At 62.9% G+C, this 22741-nt stretch carries 17 protein-coding genes; 15 read left to right on the plus strand and 2 right to left on the minus strand.

From position 1 onward, the window contains the following. Positions 1-48: 48 nt before the first annotated feature. Together aceF and aceE are read right to left on the minus strand one after the other, a co-directional pair. Positions 49-2022, minus strand: a complete 1974-nt coding sequence (gene aceF, locus OU800_RS02645) for a dihydrolipoyllysine-residue acetyltransferase (protein WP_268180970.1) — start codon at positions 2020-2022, stop codon at positions 49-51. 11 nt (positions 2023-2033) lie between these two features. Then, complete coding sequence (gene aceE, locus OU800_RS02650) at positions 2034-4679, minus strand: pyruvate dehydrogenase (acetyl-transferring), homodimeric type (RefSeq protein ID WP_268180972.1); 2646 nt, start codon at positions 4677-4679, stop codon at positions 2034-2036. 269 nt (positions 4680-4948) lie between these two features. Between aceE and glnE the strand changes: the two genes are divergently transcribed. The 15 genes from glnE to OU800_RS02725 all read left to right on the plus strand — a co-directional run bounded on the left by glnE (position 4949) and on the right by OU800_RS02725 (position 22729). Further along, positions 4949-7891 (plus strand): bifunctional [glutamate--ammonia ligase]-adenylyl-L-tyrosine phosphorylase/[glutamate--ammonia-ligase] adenylyltransferase, encoded by a 2943-nt coding sequence (gene glnE, locus OU800_RS02655; protein WP_268180973.1) that lies wholly within the window; start codon positions 4949-4951, stop codon positions 7889-7891. A gap of 60 nt (positions 7892-7951) precedes the next feature. Beyond that, positions 7952-8875 carry a branched-chain amino acid transaminase gene (locus OU800_RS02660; RefSeq protein WP_268180975.1) on the plus strand — a complete coding sequence of 308 codons (924 nt, stop codon included), beginning with the start codon at positions 7952-7954 and terminating at the stop codon, positions 8873-8875. Positions 8876-8959: 84 nt separating this feature from the next. Beyond that, a complete protein-coding gene (gene waaF / locus OU800_RS02665) occupies positions 8960-10003 on the plus strand; it encodes a lipopolysaccharide heptosyltransferase II (RefSeq protein ID WP_268180976.1) in 1044 nt (347 codons plus the stop codon). 2 nt (positions 10004-10005) lie between these two features. After that, complete coding sequence (waaC, locus tag OU800_RS02670) at positions 10006-11010, plus strand: lipopolysaccharide heptosyltransferase I (protein WP_268180978.1); 1005 nt, start codon at positions 10006-10008, stop codon at positions 11008-11010. Between the two features lie 9 nt (positions 11011-11019). Further along, positions 11020-12144, plus strand: a complete 1125-nt coding sequence (locus OU800_RS02675; RefSeq protein ID WP_268180980.1) for a glycosyltransferase family 4 protein — start codon at positions 11020-11022, stop codon at positions 12142-12144. After that, positions 12141-12947, plus strand: a complete 807-nt coding sequence (gene rfaP, locus OU800_RS02680) for a lipopolysaccharide core heptose(I) kinase RfaP (RefSeq protein ID WP_268180982.1) — start codon at positions 12141-12143, stop codon at positions 12945-12947. Before OU800_RS02675 ends, rfaP begins: the two co-directional genes overlap by 4 nt. After that, the gene (locus tag OU800_RS02685) at positions 12948-13913 is read left to right on the plus strand and encodes a glycosyltransferase family 9 protein (RefSeq protein ID WP_268180984.1); all 966 of its coding nucleotides are present in this window, start codon (positions 12948-12950) and stop codon (positions 13911-13913) included. It begins immediately after the preceding gene. Beyond that, positions 13910-14644: a lipopolysaccharide kinase InaA family protein gene (locus OU800_RS02690; RefSeq protein ID WP_268180986.1), complete on the plus strand. Its 735-nt coding sequence runs from the start codon at positions 13910-13912 to the stop codon at positions 14642-14644. The genes OU800_RS02685 and OU800_RS02690 overlap by 4 nt, the downstream gene beginning before the upstream one ends. After that, complete coding sequence (locus tag OU800_RS02695) at positions 14641-15384, plus strand: lipopolysaccharide kinase InaA family protein (protein WP_268180988.1); 744 nt, start codon at positions 14641-14643, stop codon at positions 15382-15384. The genes OU800_RS02690 and OU800_RS02695 overlap by 4 nt, the downstream gene beginning before the upstream one ends. Beyond that, complete coding sequence (locus OU800_RS02700) at positions 15384-16829, plus strand: lipopolysaccharide kinase InaA family protein (protein WP_268180990.1); 1446 nt, start codon at positions 15384-15386, stop codon at positions 16827-16829. The genes OU800_RS02695 and OU800_RS02700 overlap by 1 nt, the downstream gene beginning before the upstream one ends. Before the next feature lie 12 nt (positions 16830-16841). Beyond that, positions 16842-18596, plus strand: a complete 1755-nt coding sequence (locus tag OU800_RS02705; protein ID WP_268180991.1) for a carbamoyltransferase family protein — start codon at positions 16842-16844, stop codon at positions 18594-18596. After that, entirely contained in the window at positions 18583-19713 is a 1131-nt protein-coding gene (locus tag OU800_RS02710) for a glycosyltransferase (protein WP_268180992.1), read from the plus strand. Before OU800_RS02705 ends, OU800_RS02710 begins: the two co-directional genes overlap by 14 nt. Continuing rightward, positions 19713-20759, plus strand: a complete 1047-nt coding sequence (locus OU800_RS02715) for a hypothetical protein (RefSeq protein WP_268180993.1) — start codon at positions 19713-19715, stop codon at positions 20757-20759. The genes OU800_RS02710 and OU800_RS02715 overlap by 1 nt, the downstream gene beginning before the upstream one ends. 31 nt (positions 20760-20790) lie before the next feature. After that, positions 20791-21741 (plus strand): glycosyltransferase, encoded by a 951-nt coding sequence (locus OU800_RS02720; RefSeq protein ID WP_268180994.1) that lies wholly within the window; start codon positions 20791-20793, stop codon positions 21739-21741. 82 nt (positions 21742-21823) lie between these two features. Continuing rightward, the gene (locus OU800_RS02725; RefSeq protein WP_330221400.1) at positions 21824-22729 is read left to right on the plus strand and encodes a glycosyltransferase family 2 protein; all 906 of its coding nucleotides are present in this window, start codon (positions 21824-21826) and stop codon (positions 22727-22729) included. Positions 22730-22741: the final 12 nt, after the last annotated feature.

A 22741-nucleotide genomic window follows, 5' to 3' on the forward strand; every position in this document is an offset into this window, starting at 1 on the left:
GCCTTAATGGCGGGGTTGAGGATGCGAGCGTGGCGTGCTCGAAAGGGTTTACAGCAGGATGGTGCGGATATCGGCCAGCAACTGCGACAGGCGCAGGGTGAAGCGGGCGGCGGCTGCACCATTGATCACTCGGTGATCGTAGGACAGCGACAGCGGCAGCATCAGGCGCGGCTGGAAGGCCTTGCCGTCCCACACTGGCTGCATGCTCGCCTTGCTCACACCGAGGATCGCCACCTCCGGCGCGTTGACGATCGGCGTGAAGCCGGTGCCGCCAATGTGGCCGAGGCTGGAGATGGTGAAGCAGGCACCCTGCATGTCGTCAGCCGAAAGCTTCTTGTTGCGCGCTTTCTCGGCCAGTGCAGCGGCTTCGCCAGCCAACTGCAGCAGGCTCTTCTGATCGACGTTCTTGATCACCGGCACCAGCAGGCCGTCCGGGGTGTCCACGGCGAAGCCGATGTGCACGTACTTCTTGCGGATCAGCGCCTTGCCGCTCGGGGCCAGCGAACTGTTGAAGTCCGGCAGCTCCTTGAGCAGGTGGGCACAGGCCTTGAGCAGCAGCGGCAGCACGGTCAGCTTGACCCCGGCCTTCTCGGCCACGGCCTTCTGCGCGACGCGGAAGGCTTCGAGGTCGGTGATGTCGGCGGACTCGAACTGGGTCACGTGCGGCACGTTGAGCCAACTGCGATGCAGGTTGGCGGCGCCGACCTGCATCAGGCGGGTCATCGGCACTTCTTCGGTTTCACCGAACTTGCTGAAGTCCACGGTCGGAATCGGCGGGATGCCGGCACCGCCAGTGGCAGCAGCAGCGGCCTGCGGTGCAGCCTTGGCCTTCTGCATCATGGCCTTGACGTGCGCCTGCACGTCTTCCTTGAGGATGCGGCCTTTCGGGCCGGTGCCGGCGATCTCCGTCAGTTCCACACCGAAATCACGGGCCAGCTGACGCACGGCCGGGCCGGCATGCACCTTGGCGCCATCGCGCTTGGGCGCGTTGGCCACTTCTGCCGCGGCGGCGGACAGCGAGGCGATGGCGCGCACTTCGGCGGCCACTTCCGGTGCGGCGCCTTCCGGTACGCGGTGCACCGGTTGGCTGGCCTGAGCCGGAGCAGCGGCCGGTGCAGAACCGGCCACCTTGAGCTTGAGGATCAGGTCGCCGGTGCCGATCTCGTCGTCCAGCTTGACCAGCACTTGTTCCACCACGCCGGCTGCCGGTGAGGGGATTTCCATGGAGGCCTTGTCGGATTCCAGGGTCAGCAGGCTCTGGTCGACTTCGATACTGTCGCCGGGCTTGACCATGATCTCGATGACCTTGCCCTTGGCGCTGGAGCCGATGTCCGGCACGTGCACGTCCTGCACGCTGCTGCCGCTCGCTGCTGCGGCAGGTGCCGGGGCAGCCGCAGGAGTGGTTTCTGCCTTCGGTGCTGCCGCTTGAGCCGGAGCAGCAGCAGGTGCGGCCCCTTCGGTTTTCAGCTTGAGGATCAGGTCGCCGGTGCCGATCTCGTCATCCAGCTTGACCAGCAGCTCTTCCACCACGCCGGCGGCCGGAGCGGGGATTTCCATGGAAGCCTTGTCGGATTCCAGGGTCAGCAGGCTCTGGTCGGCTTCGATGCGATCACCGACCTTGACCATGATCTCGATGACCTTGCCCTTGGCGTCCGAACCGATGTCCGGTACGTGCACATCCTGCACGCTGCTGCTGGTGGTAGCTGCGGCGGGAGCAGCAGCCGGAGCAGCCGCTTTCGGCGCTTCGGCAGGAGCGGCCTCTGCTTTCGGCGCCGGTGCCGCCTCGGCGGCACCTTCGACGTCCAGCACCAGCAGCTCGTCGCCTTCCTTCAGGCGGTCACCGATCTTGACCTTCAGTTCCTTGATCACGCCGGTCTTGGGCGAGGGCACCTCCATGGAGGCCTTGTCGGACTCCAGGGTGAGGATGCTCTGGTCGGCTTCGACACGGTCGCCGACCTTGACCAGCAGTTCGATTACCTCGCCTTCACCGCCGAGGTCGGGTACGCGAATCAACTCACTCATCGCTACGCTCCTTAGCAGTCCAGGGGGTTGGCTTTATCGGCATCGATGCCGAACTTGGCGATGGCATCGGCCAGTACCTTGGCTTCGATCTCGCCACGGTCGACCAGTGCTTCCAGGGCGGCCAGCACGACCCACTTGCGATCCACCTCGAAGAAGTGGCGCAGTTGCTTGCGGCTGTCGCTGCGGCCGAAGCCGTCGGTGCCCAGCACCTTGTATTCCTTGCTCGGCACCCACTGGCGAATCTGCTCGGCGAACAGCTTCATGTAGTCGGTGGAGGCGATGACTGGGCCCTTGCGACCGTTCAGGCACGCTTCGACGTAGGTCTGCTTGGGCTTCTGGCCCGGGTGCAGGCGGTTGCTACGCTCCACGGCTAGGCCGTCGCGGCGCAGTTCGTTGAAGCTGGTGACGCTCCACACATCGGCGCCGATGTTGTACTCGTCGCGGAGGATCTTCGCCGCCTCGCGCACTTCGCGCAGGATGGTGCCGCAACCCAGCAGTTGCACGTGGTGCGCGGCTTCCTTCTTGTCCTCTTCGAGCAGGTACATGCCCTTGATGATGCCTTCCTCGACACCCTTGGGCATGGCCGGCTGCTGGTAGGACTCGTTCATCACGGTGATGTAGTAAAAGACGTCCTGCTGCTCTTCGGTCATCTTCTTCATGCCGTCCTGGATGATCACCGCCAGCTCGTAGCCGTAGGTGGGGTCATAGGTGCGGCAGTTGGGGATGGTCGCGGCCATGATGTGGCTGTGGCCGTCCTCGTGCTGCAGACCTTCACCGTTGAGGGTAGTGCGGCCCGAGGTGCCACCGATGAGGAAGCCACGGGTACGGCTGTCGCCAGCGGCCCAGGCCAGGTCGCCGATACGCTGGAAGCCGAACATCGAGTAGAAGATGTAGAACGGCAGCATCGGCTGGTTGTGGCAGGAGTAGGAGGTACCTGCGGCGATGAAGGAGCTCATGGCGCCGGCTTCGTTGATGCCTTCTTCGAGGATCTGACCTTTCTTGTCCTCCTTGTAGAACATCACCTGGTCCTTATCCACCGGCTCGTAGAGCTGGCCGACCGAGGAGTAGATGCCGAGCTGGCGGAACATGCCTTCCATGCCGAAGGTACGGGCTTCGTCCGGGATGATCGGGACGATGCGCTGGCCGATGTCCTTGTCCTTGACCAGTTGCGCGAGGATACGCACGAAGGCCATGGTGGTGGAGATTTCGCGGTCGCCCGAGCCGTCGAGGATGGCCTTGAGGGTATCCAGCGGCGGCGTGGGGATGCTGAAGCTCTTCTGCCGGCGCTGCGGTACGAAACCGCCGAGGGCGGCGCGGCGCTCGTGCAGGTACTTGTGCTCAGGGCTGCCCGGCTCGGGGCGCACGAACGGCAGGTTTTCCAGGTCTTCGTCCTTGACCGGGATGTCGAAGCGGTCGCGGAACTGACGCAGGCTTTCCACGTCGACCTTCTTGGTGTTGTGCGCGGTGTTCTTCGCTTCACCGGCGCCGGTGCCGTAACCCTTGATGGTCTTGGCCAGGATCACGGTGGGTTGGCCGCTGTGGTTGACCGCCTGATGGTAGGCCGCATAGACCTTGTACGGGTCGTGGCCGCCGCGGTTGAGCTTCCAGATCTCGTCGTCGGAGAGATCCTTGACCATCTCCTTGAGTTCCGGGCTGTTGAAGAACTTCTCGCGCACGTAGGCGCCGTCCTTGGCCTTGTAGTTCTGGTACTCGCCGTCGACCACCTCGTCCATGCGACGCTGCAGGGCGCCGTCCTTGTCCTTGGCGAACAGCGGATCCCAGAAGCGACCCCAGACCACCTTGTTGACGTTCCACTGGGCGCCACGAAACACGCCTTCGAGTTCCTGGATGATCTTGCCGTTGCCGCGTACCGGGCCGTCGAGGCGCTGCAGGTTGCAGTTGATGACGAAGATCAGGTTGTCCAGCTTCTCGCGGCCGGCCAGGGCGATGGCGCCGAGGGATTCCGGCTCGTCGCACTCGCCGTCACCCATGAAGCACCAGACCTTCTGCTTGCCGGCGGGGATGAAGCCGCGCGCTTCCAGGTACTTCATGAAGCGCGCCTGGTAGATGGCCTGGATCGGGCCGAGGCCCATGGAAACCGTGGGGAACTGCCAGAAGTCCGGCATCAGCCAGGGGTGCGGGTAGGAAGAAAGGCCCTTGCCGTCGACTTCGCGACGGAAGTTCTGCATCTGGTCTTCGCTCAGGCGGCCTTCCATGAAGGCGCGAGCGTACACACCGGGGCTGGCGTGGCCCTGATAGAACACCAGGTCGCCGCCGTGCTCTTCGGTGGGCGCCTGGAAGAAGTAGTTGAAGCCGATGTCGTAGAGGGTCGCCGAGGAGGCGAAGCTGGAAATGTGGCCGCCCAGGTCCGGGTCTTCCAGGTTGGTACGCATCACCATGGCCAGGGCGTTCCAGCGCACCAGCGAGCGGATGCGGCGTTCCATGAACAGATCGCCGGGCATGCGCGCTTCGTGGGTGACCGGGATGGTGTTGCGGTACGGCGTGGTGATCGCGTAGGGCAGTTGCGCACCGCTACGGGTGGCCAGCTCGCCCAGACGGGTCATCAGGTAGTGGGCTCGGTCTTCACCCTCACGGTCGAGGACGGATTCAAGGGCGTCCAGCCATTCCTGGGTTTCGATCGGATCGAGGTCTTGCATGGCTTGCTCCAGGGCGGAAAGGCTTCCAGAATCGGAGGCCAGTGGGTCTCGCTGGCTTTTTGAGCGGGCGAGCTGAATTCTTGGATGTACCGGGGGTAGGACCGGCCGGTGTGTAGTTTTACTACATTTCGACGGCGGATTCAGCCCTCTGGGCACATTTGACCAGTAGTAAAACTACAGTGAGCTGTGCCGTATGCCGCGCACCTCGGGCGGCGCCAGGGTCTTGGAGACCCTGGCCTGCGGTTCGCAGCCCGCAAAAAGGATAGACCATGAGCCTGCCTGTGCTGCTCGATTTGCCTGCCTCTCTCGATCACCTTGGCGACCGCGCCGAGCAGTTTCTCAGTGCTGCGCTGGCCGAGCAGGCCGAGTTGCAGGCGCAGAGGCAGGGCTGGCCTGCAGAACGGCTGGCCAGTTGGCGCCGGGTGGCGACCCTCAGTGATTTCGTCGCCGAGCAGGCAGCCCGCGATCCGCACACCTTCGTGGCCCTGGCCAGCTCCGGTGAGCTGGAGCGCTCGCTGGCGCCGGGTGAGTTGCGCGCCCAGTTGGCCGAGCGTCTGGCCGAATGCCCTGACGAAGAGGCGCTGGGGCGCTGCCTGCGGCGTTTTCGCAATCGCCAGCAGGTGCGCATCATCTGGCGCGACATCAGCCGCCAGGCGACGCTGGCGGAAACCTGTCGCGACCTGTCCGATCTGGCCGATGCCTGCATCGACCTGGCCTATCACTGGCTCTACCCGCGCCATTGCGAGCAGTTCGGCACGCCCACCGGTCGGCGCAGCGGCCGGCCTCAGCACATGGTCATCCTCGGCATGGGCAAGCTCGGGGCGCACGAGCTGAACCTGTCCTCGGACATCGACCTGATCTTCGGCTACCCGGAAGGCGGCGAGACCGTGGGCGTCAAACGCCCGCTAGACAATCAGGAGTTCTTCATTCGCCTGGGGCAGAAGCTGATCAAGGCGCTGGATGCGATCACCGTCGATGGTTTCGTCTTTCGCACCGACATGCGTTTGCGCCCTTACGGTTCCTCCGGCGCGCTGGTGTTCAGCTTCAATGCTTTGGAGCAGTACTACCAGGATCAGGGCCGCGACTGGGAGCGCTACGCCATGATCAAGGCGCGGGTGGTCGGTGGCGATCAGGCCGCTGGCGCCGAATTGCTGGAGATGCTGCGGCCTTTCGTCTATCGCCGTTACCTGGATTTCTCCGCCATCGAGGCGCTGCGGGCGATGAAGCTGCTGATCCAGCAGGAGGTGCGGCGTAAGGGCATGAGCGAGAACATCAAGCTCGGGGCTGGCGGCATCCGCGAGATCGAGTTCATTGCTCAGGCCTTCCAGCTGATCCATGGCGGGCGTGATCTCAGTCTGCAGCAGCGCCCTCTGCTCAAGGTGCTGGCCACGCTGGAAGGGCAGGGTTATCTGCCGCCTGCGGTGGTGGCGGAAATGCGCGAAGGCTACGAATTCCTCCGTTACACCGAGCATGCCTTGCAGGGCATCGGCGACCGGCAGACGCAGATGCTGCCGGCCGACCCGCAGGATCAGGCGCGGGTGGCGGCGATCATGGGCTTCGCCGACTGGGCGAGCTTCCACGAGCGCCTGATGCATTGGCGTGGGCGCATCGAGTGGCATTTCCAGCAGGTGATCGCCGACCCCGACGAGGAGGGCGGCGAATCTGGCGAGGCCGCTGTCGGTGCCGAATGGTTGCCGCTCTGGGAAGGCGCGCTGGACGAGGAGGCTGCCGTTCAACAATTGCAGGAGGCCGGTTTCAGCGAGGCCGTAGCGGCCAGTCGGCGCCTGGGTGATCTGCGCAACGGCCCGCAGGTGCGCGCCATGCAGCGTCTGGGGCGCGAGCGTCTGGACGCCTTCATTCCGCGCCTGCTGGCGCAGACCGTCGAGCATGAACAGCCGGATCTGGTGCTCGAGCGTGTGCTGCCATTGGTGGAGAAGGTGGCGCGGCGATCGGCCTACCTGGTGCTGCTGACCGAGAACCCCGGCGCGCTGGAGCGGCTGATTACCCTGTGCGCCGCCAGCCCCTGGATTGCCGAGCAGATCGCCCGCTACCCGCTATTGCTCGACGAACTGCTCAACGAGGGGCGGCTGTATTCGCCGCCGCTGGCGCCGGAGCTGGTGGCCGAGTTGCGCGAGCGGCTGGTGCGCATTCCCGAAGACGATCTGGAACAACAGATGGAGGCGCTGCGCCATTTCAAGCTGGCTCACAGCCTGCGTGTGGCGGCGTCGGAGATCGTCGGCACGCTGCCGCTGATGAAAGTGTCGGACTACCTCACCTGGCTGGCCGAGGCGATTCTCGATCAGGTGCTGGCGCTGGCCTGGCAGCATACGGTGCAGCGCCATGGCCGGCCGCAGCGTGCCGATGGTTCGCCCTGTGACCCGGATTTCATCATCGTCGGCTACGGCAAGGTGGGTGGCTTAGAATTCGGCCATGGGTCGGATCTGGATCTGGTGTTCATCCATGACGGCGATCCGCAGGCCGAGACCGATGGTGCCAAGCCCATCGACGGCGCGCAATTCTTTACCCGCCTGGGCCAGCGCATCATTCACCTGCTCACCACCCAGACCACGTCCGGCGCGCTCTACGAAGTGGATATGCGCCTGCGACCTTCGGGCGCGGCCGGCTTGCTGGTCAGCTCGCTCGGTGCCTTCCAGCGCTATCAGGAAAACGAGGCCTGGACCTGGGAGCATCAGGCTCTGGTGCGCGCGCGGGTGCTGGTCGGCTGCCAGCGCCTGGCCGGGGAGTTTGCCCGGGTGCGCGCCGAGGTACTGGGGCGCCAGCGCGACGTGGCGGCCCTGCGCAGCGAAGTCAGCGAGATGCGGGCGAAGATGCGCGACAACCTCGGCACCCGTGCGACCGCTGCCGGCACCGGGGTGAACGCCTTCGACGCCGCGGCCTCCTTCGATCTGAAGCAGGACGCCGGTGGTATCGTCGATATCGAATTTATGGTGCAATACGCGGCCCTGGCCTGGTCGTGGCAATACCCGCAACTGCTCGAATTCACCGACAACATCCGCATCCTGGAAGGCCTGGAGCGGGTCGGCCTGATGACGGCGGAAGATGCCGGCTTGCTGCGCGAGGTCTACAAGGTTTACCGCTCGGCTGCCCATCGCCAGGCGCTGCAGAAGCAGCCCGGGGTGGTGCCGGGCGATCAGTTCCAGGACGAGCGCCGCGCCGTGATGCGGTTGTGGCGCCAGTTGGAACTGAGTTGAACGAGAGGGGCCAAGCCCCGAGCATGACCGAACCGCGAAGCGAATTGAGGAGCAGGCAAGATGTCGATGTCCGACCGTGATGGCGTGATCTGGTACGACGGCGAACTGGTACCGTGGCGCGATGCGACCACCCATGTGCTGACCCACACCCTGCACTACGGCATGGGCGTGTTCGAGGGCGTGCGGGCCTACAACACCCCGGACGGCACCTCGATCTTCCGCCTGCAGGCGCACACCGACCGCCTGTTCGACTCCGCGCACATCTTCAACATGCAGATCCCCTTCTCCAAGGACGAGATCAACGAAGCACAGCGCGCCGCCGTGCGTGAAAATGGCCTGGAAAGCGCCTACCTGCGCCCGATGGTGTTCTTCGGCAGCGAAGGCATGGGCCTGCGCGCTGCCGGGCTGAAGGTGCACGTGATCGTCGCCGCCTGGCACTGGGGTGCCTACATGGGTGAAGAGGCGCTGGAAGCCGGTATCAAGGTGCGCACCAGCTCCTATACCCGCCACCACGTCAACATTGCCATGACTCGCGCCAAGGCCAACGGCAACTACATCAACTCCATGCTGGCCTTGCAGGAAGCCATCTCCGGCGGCGCCGACGAGGCCATGCTGCTGGATCCGGAAGGCTACGTGGCCGAGGGCTCGGGTGAGAACATCTTCCTGGTCAAGGACGGCGTGGTGTACACCCCGGAAGTGACCTCCTGCCTCAATGGCATCACCCGCAGCACCGTGCTGACCCTGGCTGCCGAGCACGGTATCAAAGTGGTGGAGAAGCGCATTACCCGCGACGAGGTGTATATCGCCGACGAGGCCTTCTTCACAGGTACCGCCGCCGAAGTTACGCCGATCCGCGAAGTCGACGGTCGTCGGATCGGTGCCGGCCGCCGTGGCCCGGTCACCGAGAAGCTGCAGAAGGCCTATTTCGACCTGGTCACCGGCAAGACCAGCGCGCACGCCGAATGGCGTACGCCGGTTAAATAAGCCGCAAGCCTCAAGCAACAAGCTTCAAGTGGCCCGAGCTGCTGTGGCTTGCAGCTTGTGGTTTGGCGTTTGAGGTTGTCCTTGATGAAGATACTGATCGTTGGGCCGAGCTGGGTAGGCGACATGGTGATGGCGCAGACCCTGTTCCAGTGCCTGAAGCAACGCCACCCCGCGTGCGAGATCGACGTGCTGGCCCCGGACTGGAGTCGGCCGCTCCTCGAACGCATGCCCGAAGTGCGCGCCGCGCTGAGCCTGCCGTTGGGCCATGGCGTGCTCGACCTGGCCACGCGCCGACGCATCGGCAAGTCGCTGGTCGGCCAGTACGACCAGGCCATCCTGCTGCCCAACTCGCTCAAGTCCGCCCTGGTGCCCTGGTTCGCTGGCATCCCCCAGCGCACCGGCTGGAAGGGCGAGATGCGCTATGGCCTGCTCAATGACATCCGTACCCTGGACAAGGCGCGCTACCCGCTGATGATCGAGCGTTTCATGGCGCTGGCCTTCGAGCCTGGGGCGATTTTGCCGCAACCTTATCCACAGCCGCGCCTGCAGATCGACGAGGCCAGCCGTGACGCTGCGCTGGCCAAGTTCGACCTGCAACTGGATCGCCCGGTGCTGGCGCTGTGCCCGGGCGCCGAGTTCGGCGAGGCCAAGCGCTGGCCGGCCGAGCATTACGCCAAGGTAGCCGAGGCCAAGATTCGCGAGGGCTGGCAGGTCTGGCTGTTCGGCTCGAAGAACGACCATGCCGGCGGCGAGGATATCCGCCTGCGCCTGATCCCGGGCCTGCGCGAGGAGGTCAGCAACCTCTCCGGGCAGACCAGTCTGGCCGAGGCGATCGACCTGATGTCGGCGGCTACTGCGGTGGTGTCCAACGATTCTGGCCTGATGCATGTGGCAGCGGCGTTGAATCGTCCGCTGGTGGCGGTCTACGGCTCTACCTCGCCGGGCTTCACCCCGCCGTTGGCTGATCGCGTCGAAATCGTCCGCCTGGGCCTGGAATGCAGTCCCTGCTTCGAGCGCACCTGCCGTTACGGGCATTACAACTGCCTGCGTGAACTGAAGCCGCAGCCGGTGATCGAGGCGCTGGAGCGGCTGGTTGGCGATGCCCTGATCCTGGCCGAGGACGACTGACTTTGCGGGTGCTGATCATCAAGACCTCGTCGCTCGGCGACGTGGTGCATACCCTGCCGGCGTTGACCGATGCGGCGCGCGCCATCCCTGGCATCCGCTTCGACTGGGTGGTGGAGGAAGGCTTCGCCGAGATTCCGGCCTGGCACCCGGCGGTGTCCCAAGTGATTCCCGTGGCTATTCGCCGTTGGCGCAAGCATCCGTTGCGTACCTGGCGCAGTGGTGAGTGGGCGCGCTTCAAGAAGCGCCTGCGGGAAACTCGCTACGACCTGGTGATCGATGCTCAGGGCCTGCTCAAGAGCGCCTGGCTGACGCGCTATGTGTCGGCGCCGGTGGCCGGGCTGGATCGCGACTCGGCCCGCGAGCCGCTGGCCAGTCGCTTCTATGACCGCTGCTACGCGGTGCCTAAGGATCAGCACGCGCTGGAGCGGGTGCGCCAGTTGTTCGCTCAGGCGCTGGATTACTCCCTGCCGTCCGGCACTGGTGATTATGGGCTGAACCGTGCGGCAATGATGGACGCGACGGCGCAGCCCTATCTGGTGTTCCTGCATGGCACCACCTGGGCCAGCAAGCACTGGCCGGAAGCCGACTGGCGTGCCCTGGCCGAGCGCATGGACGAGCTGGGTTGGGCCGTACGCCTGCCCTGGGGCAACGAGACGGAAAAGGCTCGCGCCGAGCGCATCGCTGCCGGCCTGACACATGCCGCGGTGCTGCCGAAGCTGAACCTGGCCGGTGTGGCCAAGGTGATCGCCGGGGCCAGTGCCTGCGTCTCTGTCGATACCGGCCTCGGCCATCTGGCTGCTGCGCTGGATGTGCCGAACATCTCTCTCTACGGCCCGACCCTGCCTGGCAAGGTGGGCGCCTACGGCCGTAGCCAGATTCACCTGTGCGCCAGTGGTCCGAACGCCGGCAGCGGTGACCGTGACAAGCCCTGCTTCGATGGCCTCGGCGCCGAGCGCGTCGGCCTGGAACTGGAGGCGCTGCTGTTGGCGCCTCCCGGCACCCTTTAAGGAGCGGCTATGCAACTGGCCTTCGTTCTCTACAAGTACTTCCCGTTCGGCGGGCTGCAGCGCGATTTCATGCGCATCGCCCTGGAGTGCCAGGCGCGTGGCCATGCCATCCGCGTCTACACACCGATCTGGGAAGGGGAAAACCCCGGTGGCTTCGACGTGCGCGTGGCGCCGGTGCGGGCGCTGTTCAACCATCGCCGCAACGAGAAATTCACGGCCTGGCTGCAGGCCGATCTGGCGCGCGACCCGGTCGACCGGGTGATCGGCTTCAACAAGATGCCGGGGCTGGACTTCTACTACGCCGCCGATGGCTGTTTCGAGGACAAGGCGCAGACCCTGCGCAACCCGATCTATCGCCGCTGGGGCCGCTACAAGCATTTTGCCGAGTACGAGCGCGCGGTGTTCGCCCCGGACTCGAAGACCGAGATTCTGATGATCTCCGAGGTGCAGCAGCCGTTGTTCATCAAGCACTACAAGACCCCGTTGCAGCGTTTCCACCTGCTGCCGCCAGGCATTGCCCAGGATCGCCGTGCGCCGGCCAATGCTGCCGAGATTCGTGCCGAATTCCGTCGCGAGTTCGAGCTGGGCGAGGATGATCTCCTGCTGGTGCAGATCGGCTCCGGTTTCAAGACCAAGGGCCTGGATCGCAGCCTCAAGGCGCTGGCGTCCTTGCCGCGTGAGTTGCGCAAGCGCACGCGCCTGATCGCCATTGGCCAGGACGATCCCAAACCCTTCCTGTTGCAGGTCAAGGCACTGGGGCTGTCGGATCAGGTGCAGATTCTCAAGGGGCGCAGCGATATCCCACGCTTTCTGCTCGGCGCCGACCTGCTGATCCATCCTGCCTACAACGAGAACACCGGCACCGTACTGCTGGAGGCGCTGGTATCTGGCCTGCCGGTGCTGGTCACCGATGTCTGCGGCTACGCCCATTACATCGCCGATGCCGACTGCGGCCGGGTCGTGCCCAGCCCCTTCGCGCAGGAGCAGCTCAACCGCACCCTGGCCGATATGCTTGCCGACCCCCAACGTCGTGCGTTCTGGGGGCGCAACGGCCTCGCCTATGCCGACAGTGCCGACCTGTATTCAATGCCGAAGAAGGCTGCCGACGTGATCCTCGCGGAGAAGCACGCGTGAAGCTGATCCTTGCCGAGCCCTTCAAGAGCCTGTGGGCGAACCGCGATGCCTTCGAGGCCGTCGAGGCGCTCGAAGGCCAGGTCTACCGTGAGCTGGAGGGTCGCCGCACCCTGCGCACCGAGGTCGACGGGCGCGGCTATTTCGTCAAGATCCATCGCGGTATCGGCTGGGGCGAGATCGTCAAGAACCTGCTCAGCGCCAAGGCACCCGTCTTGGGGGCAGGGCAGGAATGGCAGGCCATTCAGCGTCTGACCGAGGCCGGTGTGCCGACCATGACCGCGGTGGCCTATGGTGAGCGTGGCAGCAATCCGGCGCAGCAGCACTCCTTCATCGTCACCGAAGAGTTGGCGCCGACCGTGGATCTGGAGCAGCTCAGCCTGAACTGGGCGCAGCAGCCGCCCAAGCCTGCGCTCAAGTGGGCGTTGATCGAGCGCGTGGCGCAAATGACCGGCGGTATGCACCGGGCTGGGGTCAATCACCGCGACTGCTATATCTGCCACTTCCTCCTGCACACCGACCGACCGATCCAGGCCAGCGACCTGCGCCTGTCGGTCATCGATCTACACCGCGCCCAGGTGCGCGACGCAGTGCCCCGCCGCTGGCGCGACAAGGATCTGGCCGCGCTGTATTTCTCGGCACTGGACATCGGCCTGACCCGTCGCGACAAGCTGCGCTTCCTGCGCATCTACTTCCATCGCCCCCTGCGCCAGGTGCTGCGCGAAGAGGCAAGCCTGCTGGCCTGGCTGGAGCGCAAGGCGGCGAAACTGTATGAGCGTAAGCAGCGTTATGGAGATCGACTGTAGATGTCGGAGAACAAGACATTGATCATCCCGGGTATGAAGATCGCGCTCGTCCCTTGCCCGGCGCTCGGGGATACCACGCTGTTCCTGCGCCTTGCCTGGCGCCTGCAAGCTGCCGGCGCGCAGGTCACCCTGGCTTCGGTCTCGTTGGCATCGGTGCGCGACTATTTGCCGGGCCTGGCTATAGTGGGCGGTACTCCCGATGTGATGGGGCTGGCAGCGTGCAGTGATCTGGTGATCTGCGCCATCGACTGGCAGGTCGAGGCGCCGTTGAGCAATGTGGCTTATTTGGCGGGCAAGAAGCTGCCACGCGGGTTCAAGCCCGAGCAGCAGCCCGTTTCGCTGCAGGGGCGTGAGATCGCTGGAGCACATAATGTGATCTGTCGTGACCCCAAGGCCGGCAAGACCATGGTGCAGTGGATCGACCTGTACGCGCAGGAGGTGCTGGGGCTCGATGCGGCGCAGCCTGTTGCAGGCTTGCAGGCATTACCTGCGCTGGCCAATGACGCAGATCGACGTGTGGCCATCTTTCCGACGACGCCCCATGCCAGCAAGAACTATTCACCCTCCGGGTTTCGCCGTCTGGCGCGTCGTCTCGTTGCCAGGGGGTGGTTGGTCGAATTCGTCGGTATTCCGTCTGAACAGCAAATGTTGAGTGACGAGTATCCCGGTTATCCAGTGCATGCATTCAGCGATCTGAAAGGGCTGATCGACTTTCTGCGCACCTGCTCGGTGGTCGTCAGCAACGACTCCGGCGGTGGTCATCTCGGCTCTCTCATGGGGCTGCGCACCTTCACAGTGACCCGGCGTCGTAGCGATTTCACCTGGCGCCCGGGGTTCAATGAACTCAATTGCGTGATCAACCCGGTGCTGAGTTTCAAGTGGCTCGGCAAGACGGTGTGGCGTCCTTTCATTCCGCTACGCCGGATCGTACAGGCCTTGCCGAACTGGAAAGGAAGACAGGCATGACGGCCTGGCGGCAAGAGCTGCAGGATCCGCAGTTGCTCAAGGCGTTCGGTACGCTCGAGGCGGTGTTCGCCCTCGAGGGTGAGCGCTTGACATCCGACCCTCTGTCCGAGGTTATTCGGGTTGATATCCAGGGTGTGCGTTATTACGTCAAGCGCTATTGGGGGGCAGGCAAGGGCTTGCGACGCTATCTCGGGCGGCCCAGGGTCAAGGCCGAGTGGCAGAATCTCAAGTTGTTCGCCAAGTGGGGCATCCCCACTGCGCCGATAGTGGCCTATGGGCTCGAGCGCAAGGTTGGCGCGTTCGTGCGGGGGGCGTTGGTGACCCGCGAACTCCAGGGCACGCTGGATCTGGCGGAGATGGCGAACAGGCGCGACACGCGCCTGGCCGATGCGCGTTGGGTCGACCGGATCAGCCAGCAACTGGCCGATGGCACCCGTACCCTGCACGATCACCACTTCACCCATAACGACCTCAAGTGGCGCAATCTGCTGGTCAACGACAACGCCGAGCTGTTCTTCATCGATTGCCCCACTGGTAGTTTCTGGTGGGGGCCGTTGCTGCGTTACCGCATCGTCAAGGATCTGGCCTGCCTGGACAAGGTGGCCAAGTATCATCTGTCGCGCACGCAGCGCCTGCGCTTCTATCTGCAGTATCGAGGGCGCCGGCGCCTGAGTGAGGGCGACAAGCGGCGTGTGCGGCAAATTCTCAAGTTCTTCGAGGGCCGCGAATGAGCGACTTCATCGCGGCGCAGGATCGCGCTCTGCTCGAGCGTCACGGCCTGGCCAGTTTCGACGCGCTGTGGGCGCTGAAGCTGGAGGCGGTGGACGAGCCCAATACCGAGCGTGGTGGCTGGAGCACGGTGTATCGCCTGGAGCTGGGCGAGCGCGCCTTCTACCTCAAGCGGCAGAGCAATCACCTGACCCGCAGTCTGCTACACCCCTTCGGTGAGCCCACCTTCGCCCGCGAGTTTCGCAATATCCGCCGTTATGCCGACCTGGCCATACCCGCCTTGCAGGCCGCCTTCTTTGCCCAACGCCGCCTGCCGGGCGAGCGGCGCGCGGTGCTGCTCACGCGCGCGCTGGATGGCTGGCTGGAGCTCGAACACTGGCTGATGCAATGGTCTGGCCTCGATGGCGCCAGGCGTCTGGCCATCCTGCGTGCCTGTGGTGAGCTTGCGCGCTGTCTGCATCGAGCCGGGCAGATGCATGGCTGCTTCTATCCCAAGCACATCTTTCTCCGTGAGCAGGATGGCCATTTCGAGGCGAAACTGATCGATCTGGAGAAGACTCGCCCGCTGCTGCTGGGACAACGTGACCGTATCAAGGATCTCGAACCGCTGTTGCGCCGCGCCAGGGTCTGGAACGAGGCCGAGGTACGTGAACTGTTGGCGGCCTATCTGGGCAGTGCGGGGGATGTCGACACCTGGTGGCGTCTGCTCGGTGCACGCCAGCGTTACAAGGAGGCACGTTGATGGGCTTGAGCGAGCTGAGCCAGGCTGGGCGCGCACCCGCGCTACCACTGACGCTGGATATCGCCGGCGAAACGCTGGTGCTGGAGCGCCTGCTGCGTGTGCTGCCTGGGCAGCGTTATGTCGCGCTGGCTCACTGGCGGGAGCGTCAGGTGCTGGCCAAGTTGCTGGTGGGCAGCAAGGCGCAGCGTCACTATCAGCGCGAGCTGGAGGGCGCCGAGCTGCTGGCCGGTCAGGGGCTAACCACACCCGAGCTGCTGGCGCAGGGCTTTGTCGCGGGTCAGGGCGGTTGGTTGCTGTTCGACTATCTGGAAGGTGCGCAGAGCCTCTGGGATGCCTGGCGTCAGGCAGCGCGCGAGCCGCTGTTGAGCGATGCCCAGCAGGCGGTGCTGGCCGAGGCACTGGGCGCCATCGGGCAGATGCATGCTCAGGGTCTGTGGCAGGCCGACCTGCATCTGGACAACCTGCTGCGGCATGACGGCCACCTCTGCCTGATCGACGGTGGTGGTGTGCGCTGCGAAACACCTGGGCAGCCGCTGTCGCGGGCAAAGGTGCTGGAGAATCTCGGGGTCTTCTTCGCCCAGCTACCGGCCGAGCTGGATGCCGTTCTTGAAGAGCTGCTGATCCACTATTTACTGGCCAACGGCGAGCATGCCTTGCCGTTGGAGATGCTCCAGGCCGAGATAGCCAAGGTGCGGCGCTGGCGCCTGCGCGACTACCTGAAAAAGGCGGCACGAGACTGCAGCCTGTTCGCCGCACGTATCGGTGCCTTCGGCCTGCGCGTAGTACGCCGCGAGGCCGAGCCGGCCTTGCAACCGTTGTTGGCTGACCTGGACGCCCGGATCGACGCCGGACATATCTACAAGACCGGTGGCGCCGCTACTGTTGCGCGGGTCGAGCTCGACGGCCGGCCGCTGGTGATCAAGCGCTATAACGTGAAGAACTGGCTGCATTGGCTCAAGCGCTTCTGGCGGCCGAGCCGCGCCTGGCATAGCTGGCTCGAGGGCAATCGCCTGCAACTGCTGGGCATCGCCACGCCGACGCCGCTGGCCGTGATCGAGCGGCGCTGGTGCTGGCTGCGCGGTCGCGCCTACCTGATTACCGACTATTGCGGCGGGCAGGATATAATCGCGCGTTTTGAAGCATACAAGCAGGCAATGCCCCCGGAAAACGAACTGCTGGCGCTGGATCGTCTGTTCGCAGCCCTGTTGCGTGAACGCATCAGCCATGGTGATTTCAAGGGGCACAACCTGTTCTGGGATGATGCGCAGGGCGCCTGGTCGCTGATCGATCTGGATGCCATGCGCCAGCATCGCAGTGCGCGCAGTTTCGCCCGGGCCTATGCCCGCGACCGTGCCCGTTTTCTGCGCAACTGGCCGGCGGACTGCGCCTTGCACCAGTTGCTCGACCAACGTTTACCGCAGGTGCCCGGCACCTGCCCGAATTAGAGGCTCAAACCTGTGGCACTGACCATTCTCGGCCTGTCCGGCGCCCTCAGTCACGATCCGTCCGCCGCGCTCTATATCGACGGCAAGCTGATCGCGGCGGTGGAAGAGGAGCGCTTCGTGCGCGACAAGCACGCGAAGAACCGCATGCCCTACGAATCGGCCAAGTTCTGCCTGGAGCAGGCGGGCATCAAGCCGGCGGACGTCGATGTGGTGGCCATTCCCTTCGCCCCCATCAGCATTTTCGAGAAGGCTCGCTGGCAGTACGCCAAGCGCTACGCCTATGCGCCGGATCGTGCCCTGGATGCCATCCTGTTCGGCAATCGTCGCTACAAGCGCTACAAGAAGCGTATCGAGTGGTGCCTGGTGCAACTCGGTTTCGACCTGAAGAAGGTCAAGATCGAGCCGGTCGAACACCACTTGGCGCACGCCTCCAGCGCCTATCACTGCTCGGGATTCAAGGAAAAGACCGCGATCCTTGGTATCGACGGCAAGGGCGAGTACGCCACCACTTTCTTCGGCTGGGGTGAGAACGGCAAGATCCACAAGATCAAGGAGTTCTACGACCCGGATTCGCTCGGTGGCCTGTACGGTGCGATCACCGAATACCTGGGCTTCGAGATGCTCGACGGCGAGTTCAAGGTCATGGGCATGGCGCCCTATGGTGATGCCGCCAAGTACGATTTCTCGCGCCTGGCCAAGTTCGAGAACGGCGAGCTGATCATCAACACCGAGTACGCCAATGTCATCGGTTTCCGTCGCTACAAGGAAAACGGCAAGGGTTACTACTTCTCGCCCAAGCTGATCGAGTGGCTGGGGCCGAAGCGCGAGGGTGACATCGCCGACGACCCCTATATCCATTACGCGGCCAGCATGCAGGCGCTGTTCGAGAAGCTGGCGCTGCAGATGATGGAGTACTACCTCGGCGACATCCTCAAGGAAACCGGCAAGATCGCCTTCGCCGGCGGTTGCGCGCTGAACGTCAAACTCAACCAGAAGATCATCGCCCGCGATGACGTCAAGGAGCTGTTCGTGCAGCCGGCCTCCGGCGACGCCGGCACAGCGGTTGGCGCCGCCGCCTACGTCTCGCACCAGCGCGGCGTACCGGTGGAGAAGATGGAGCACGTCTACCTCGGCCCCTCGTACAGCAACGAGGAGGTCATCGCTGCCTGCGCCAAACACCCGAACAAACCGGTGTTCAAACGCATCGACAACACGGCCGAGCGCATCGCCAGGATCATGGTCGACGGCAACCCGGTGGCCTGGTTCCAGGGACGCATGGAGTTCGGCCCGCGTGCCCTGGGTGGCCGTTCCATCATCGGCTGCCCGAGCGTGCCGGGTGTGGCCGACCGCATCAACGAGCAGATCAAGTTCCGCGAACGCTGGAGACCCTTCTGCCCGTCCATGCTCGACACCGTGGCGCCGAAGATGCTCAAGGTGGATCACCCGAGCCCGTTCATGACCTTCACCTTCGAGGTGAACGAGGAGTGGAAGGAGCGCGTCGGCGAAGTGGTGCACGAGGATGGCACCTCGCGCGCCCAGGTGCTGGAGCGCCAGTACAACCCGCGCTGGTACGACCTGATGCTGGAACTGGAGAAGCTCACCGGCAATGGCGTGTCGCTGAACACCTCGCTCAACCGCCGCGGCGAGCCGATGATCTGCTCGCCCACCGATGCGCTGAACATGTTCTACGGCTCGGATCTGCAGTACCTGATCATGGAAGACATCCTCGTGGTCAAGGACGGCAAGGACTGGTATGACGGCGTCTGAGCAGGCCGCTGGCCAGGCGCAGCGCTGGGTGCTGCAGTTCTGCCACGGCTACGACGGCCCCTTTCTGGACTGCGCGCGGCAGTACGCCGTGCTGTTCAAGGGCACGCCTTACAAGGTCTGCACCGTCTACCTGACGGGTAAGCCGTCGGCGGAGGTCGAGCGTGGCTCGGCTTCCGACGAGGTGATCTTCCTCGATTATTCCAGCGCCCAGGTACGCGGCCTGAAACTGGGGGCCGTCCGCGATTTCCGCCGGATCGCCGCCTCGCGCGACTTCGCCCTGTGCATCGCCCACCGCTTCAAGCCGATCTACGTCGCCTTGCTGGGCAGCGATCTGCCGGTGATCGGCGTGCATCATGCTTTCGGCGACTACAAGCGCCGTTCCCGCCAACTGTTCGCCAATTTTTTCCGCAAGCGCCTGGCGCTGCTTGGGGTGTCCAATGCAGTGCGTGACGATATGCGCGCCTGTCTGCCTAGTTGGCCGGCCGAGCGTATCGAGACCCTGTACAACCGCATCGATGTCGAGGCCGTGCAGGCCGAGCAGGTATCCCGCGAGGCTGCGCGCGAGCATCTAGGGCTGCCGCAGGATGCCTGGGTGGTCGGCAACGTTGGCCGTCTACACCCGGACAAGGATCAGGCCACGCTGATTCGCGGCTTCGCCCAGGCCCTGCCGCAACTGCCAGCCGGGAGTCTGCTGGCGATCATGGGCAGTGGTCGCCTGGAGGCGCAACTCAAGGCTCTGGCGGTGGAGTTGGGCATTAGCGAGTCGGTGCGCTTTCTCGGCCAGGTGCCGCATGCGCGTCGCTACTTCAAGGCGTTCGATGTGTTTGCCCTGACCTCTGATCATGAGCCGTTTGGCATGGTGCTGTTGGAGGCGATGGCGGCAGGGGTGCCGGTGATCTGCAGCGATTGTGGTGGGGCACCAGAGGTGGTGGATAAGGCTGATGCTTTGTTTGCCTTTGCCGATGATGCGGCGCTCTGTGTTTGTCTGCTGAGCGTAGCCAATGCAGATACTCAACCGAGTATGCAGAGTGTGCAGGCCCGTTTCAGCGATGCAGGCGCCTATGCCCGTTTCTGGTCGCTGCCGATGGTGCGCTTCATGCAGTCGAGGGTGTCGTGATGCCTGAGCGCGTATCAAGGCAACTGGTCTATCTGGTCTACGGCGGCAAGGTCGAGTATCACCAGGAGGCCAAATACAGCATTCTTTCTGCATTGCACCATGCGCAGGGCGCTTGCCCTCGCATCCTGCTCTACACCGATGAGCCGGCGCAATTCATCGGTTGGCCGGTCGATGTGATCACGCTCGATGATCAGATCTTGAGGGCTTGGACAGGGCCTGCGACCTATCTGCACAGGCGCAAGGCTGCAGCTATCCGCGATGCGTTGCAGTATGCCGAGCAAAGCATTTTCATCGACACGGATACCTTTTTCCTGGCCTCGCCGGTGAAACTTTTCGAGCGTCTTGCAAAGGCGCCTTGGCTGGTCGATGAAATCGAGGGCGTCTGGAAGGAGTACGAAGGCGATGAACTGCATACGGTGCTCGCGCCTTACTTGGCCGAACAGCACGGCATCGATCAGCGAATGTTGCTGATCAACTCCGGGGTTCTGGGCTTTCAGGGTGATGCCTCTCAGCTAATGGATGAAACGCTGAACCTCATCGACATCATGCACCCGATGGTTCCCAAGATTCATATCATCGAGCAGTTCGCCGTGAGCGTCGCTGCCAGGCACCTCGGGCGGCCAGCGGAGTCCCGTGGGGTAATCAAGCACTACTTCTCTGGAAAGAACTACTGGCGTCATATGGTCGCTGCATTCTTTCTGCGTCATGGTGAGAGTTTCTCTGCGCAAGCCATAGAGGCCGTTCGAGAGGTTCCAACGGATAAACCCAGGCCTGTCTGGTGGCACCGTCTGAACTTTCGTTTGCGTAGTGTCTTTCTCTCCTCTCGGATGCGTTCACATGCCAAGTTGGCATATTACGCAACGGTGCTATGCGCTGATCCTTATGCCAAGGCTTGTGGTCAGGGCTATGCACAGGAGTTGCGGCGAAAGGCCATTCCCGAGGGTGAAAGCCTGAGCATACAGCCTTGGAGTAGGGTGCTGACCCGGCAGCAGAAGCAACGTCTGGCCAAGTTGCTGGGCGAGTCAGCTACAGGTCACATCCCGTGATTCTTCCTAGTGCCGTTTTCGAGGTGACCCTGTGAAGGTGCTTTTTCTGGTTCAGGCCGAGCAGCGAGCGATACTGGATCGGTTGTATGAAGGCATTGCCGAGGCGTGCGAGAGTTGCGACATTCGCTGGCTAAGCAGCGATGAACAGGCCAATCTGAAGCGTTATTTCCGCGATCATGTCGATCTGTCTCGCTACGACAGAATTCTTTTCTTTCTGCGCTTCAAGAAAGAGATGCGTCAATGGCGTTTCATTCGCACTTTGCCCAACCTGATGATTTTGGAGCATGACGCCTATCAGAACTATATCCCGTGCAAGTACACGGGAAAGTTCAGTGCGCATTACCGGCGCATGCCCTGGGTGCGCATCATCAGCTCTGGTGCTCAGGTCAGCCAGCGTCTGCGTGACGAGGGCTTCGATGCATGCTTCGTGCCCAAGGGCTACGACCAGGCCTTGCTCTCTTACCAAGGGCGAGAGCGTGATATCGAGCTGGCCTTCGTTGGCAGCACCAAGAGCGTGGCCTACAGTGGGCGCAAGGCATTGCTCGACGAGTTGGGACGCCATGAGAACCTGCTCGTGACCAAGACCAATTCAGGTGAGGAGTACTGCGAGACTCTCAACCGTATTCGTTTTTTCGTCAGTGCAGACGTGGGAATGGGCGAATACATGATCAAGAACTTCGAGGCGATGGCCTGTGGTTGTGTGCTGCTGGCTTATGACCAGGGTGAGGTCGAGAACTCGGCACTGGGTTTCGTGGATATGCACAATCTGGTTCTGTATCGAACGGTGGCTGAGCTGAGGGAAAAACTGGCCCTGCTGAGAGCTGAGCCTGAGCGGGCACAGCGTATCGCCCAGGCTGGGCGGCTTCTGGTCGAAGAAAAATATGCCTTCAATCGTATTGGTCAGCAAATAGCTGACGCTATGCGCGCAGCGCCTCGAGCCCCTCAGCGTAGGGCGAGCTGGCTGGCGTGGTTTGGTCTTTGAGCGAGGCAGCTTCTCAGTTCTATCAGAACTTTTTGAATGGCCAGTGATGCGAGATGGCTCTTATTCTTCAAGGTGAGTGTTGGTGAAAGAAGTTAATGAAGAGAAATGTATTGGTGAGGAGGATTCTTTACCGCTCATTTCCGTGATTATTGCATCCTATAATCATGCTCCTTACATAGAGGCCAGCATTCGTAGTGTCATGCAGCAGACATACTCGAATTTTGAGCTGCTGGTCATCGATGATGGTTCCAGTGATGATAGTGTCGAGTGCATCACCCGCTTGCAGGCGGAGTATGCTTTTGACTTTCAGATTCAGCAGAACTGCGGTCTGAGCCGAACACTCAATGCGGCCATCGCACGGAGCAAAGGGAGTCTTATCGTTCCTTTTGGCTCCGATGATATCATGCGTCCTCAGCGGCTTGCCGTTCAGGCCGAATACATGCAGGGCAAGCCTGAGGTGGGTATCTGCTCGGCCAACATCGATATTATCGACAGCAATGGAAAACCTCTTCCTGAGAAAGAGCAAAAACAGCGTCATTTGCCTTTTCGGCGTCTGGATTTCGATGATCTTTTCCTTGATCTCAAGCCGGGCCCGCAAGCTGCGACCTTGATGTTCAGGCGTGAGGCGTTGGCGGCCGTCGGGGGGTTCAATCCTGAGATTCGTCTCGAGGACGTTTATATCTGTCTGAGCGTTCTCAGGGCTGGATATTATATCGATATTCTTCCGGATGTTTTGGCTGACTACAGGAAGCACGAAAGCAATACCTACAAGCGCTTGCGCTTCATGGTGGAAAACATGCTGAAGACCTATGAGGTTTTCTCGGATCATCCCGCTTATGAGCAAGTCAAGGAAAAATACTTGTGCTCTATGTTCTTGAAGTCTGCTGGGCGTGATAAGGAACTGGCACGTGAATTATTAGGTGAGTTACCCTTGCGTAGTTGGAATGCCAAGGTGCTGCGCGGTATTGGCCGTTTGTTGTTTTCTTGATGGGTCTTCGTG

The organism is Pseudomonas sp. GOM7, from assembly GCF_026723825.1.
Lineage (GTDB): Bacteria > Pseudomonadota > Gammaproteobacteria > Pseudomonadales > Pseudomonadaceae > Aquipseudomonas.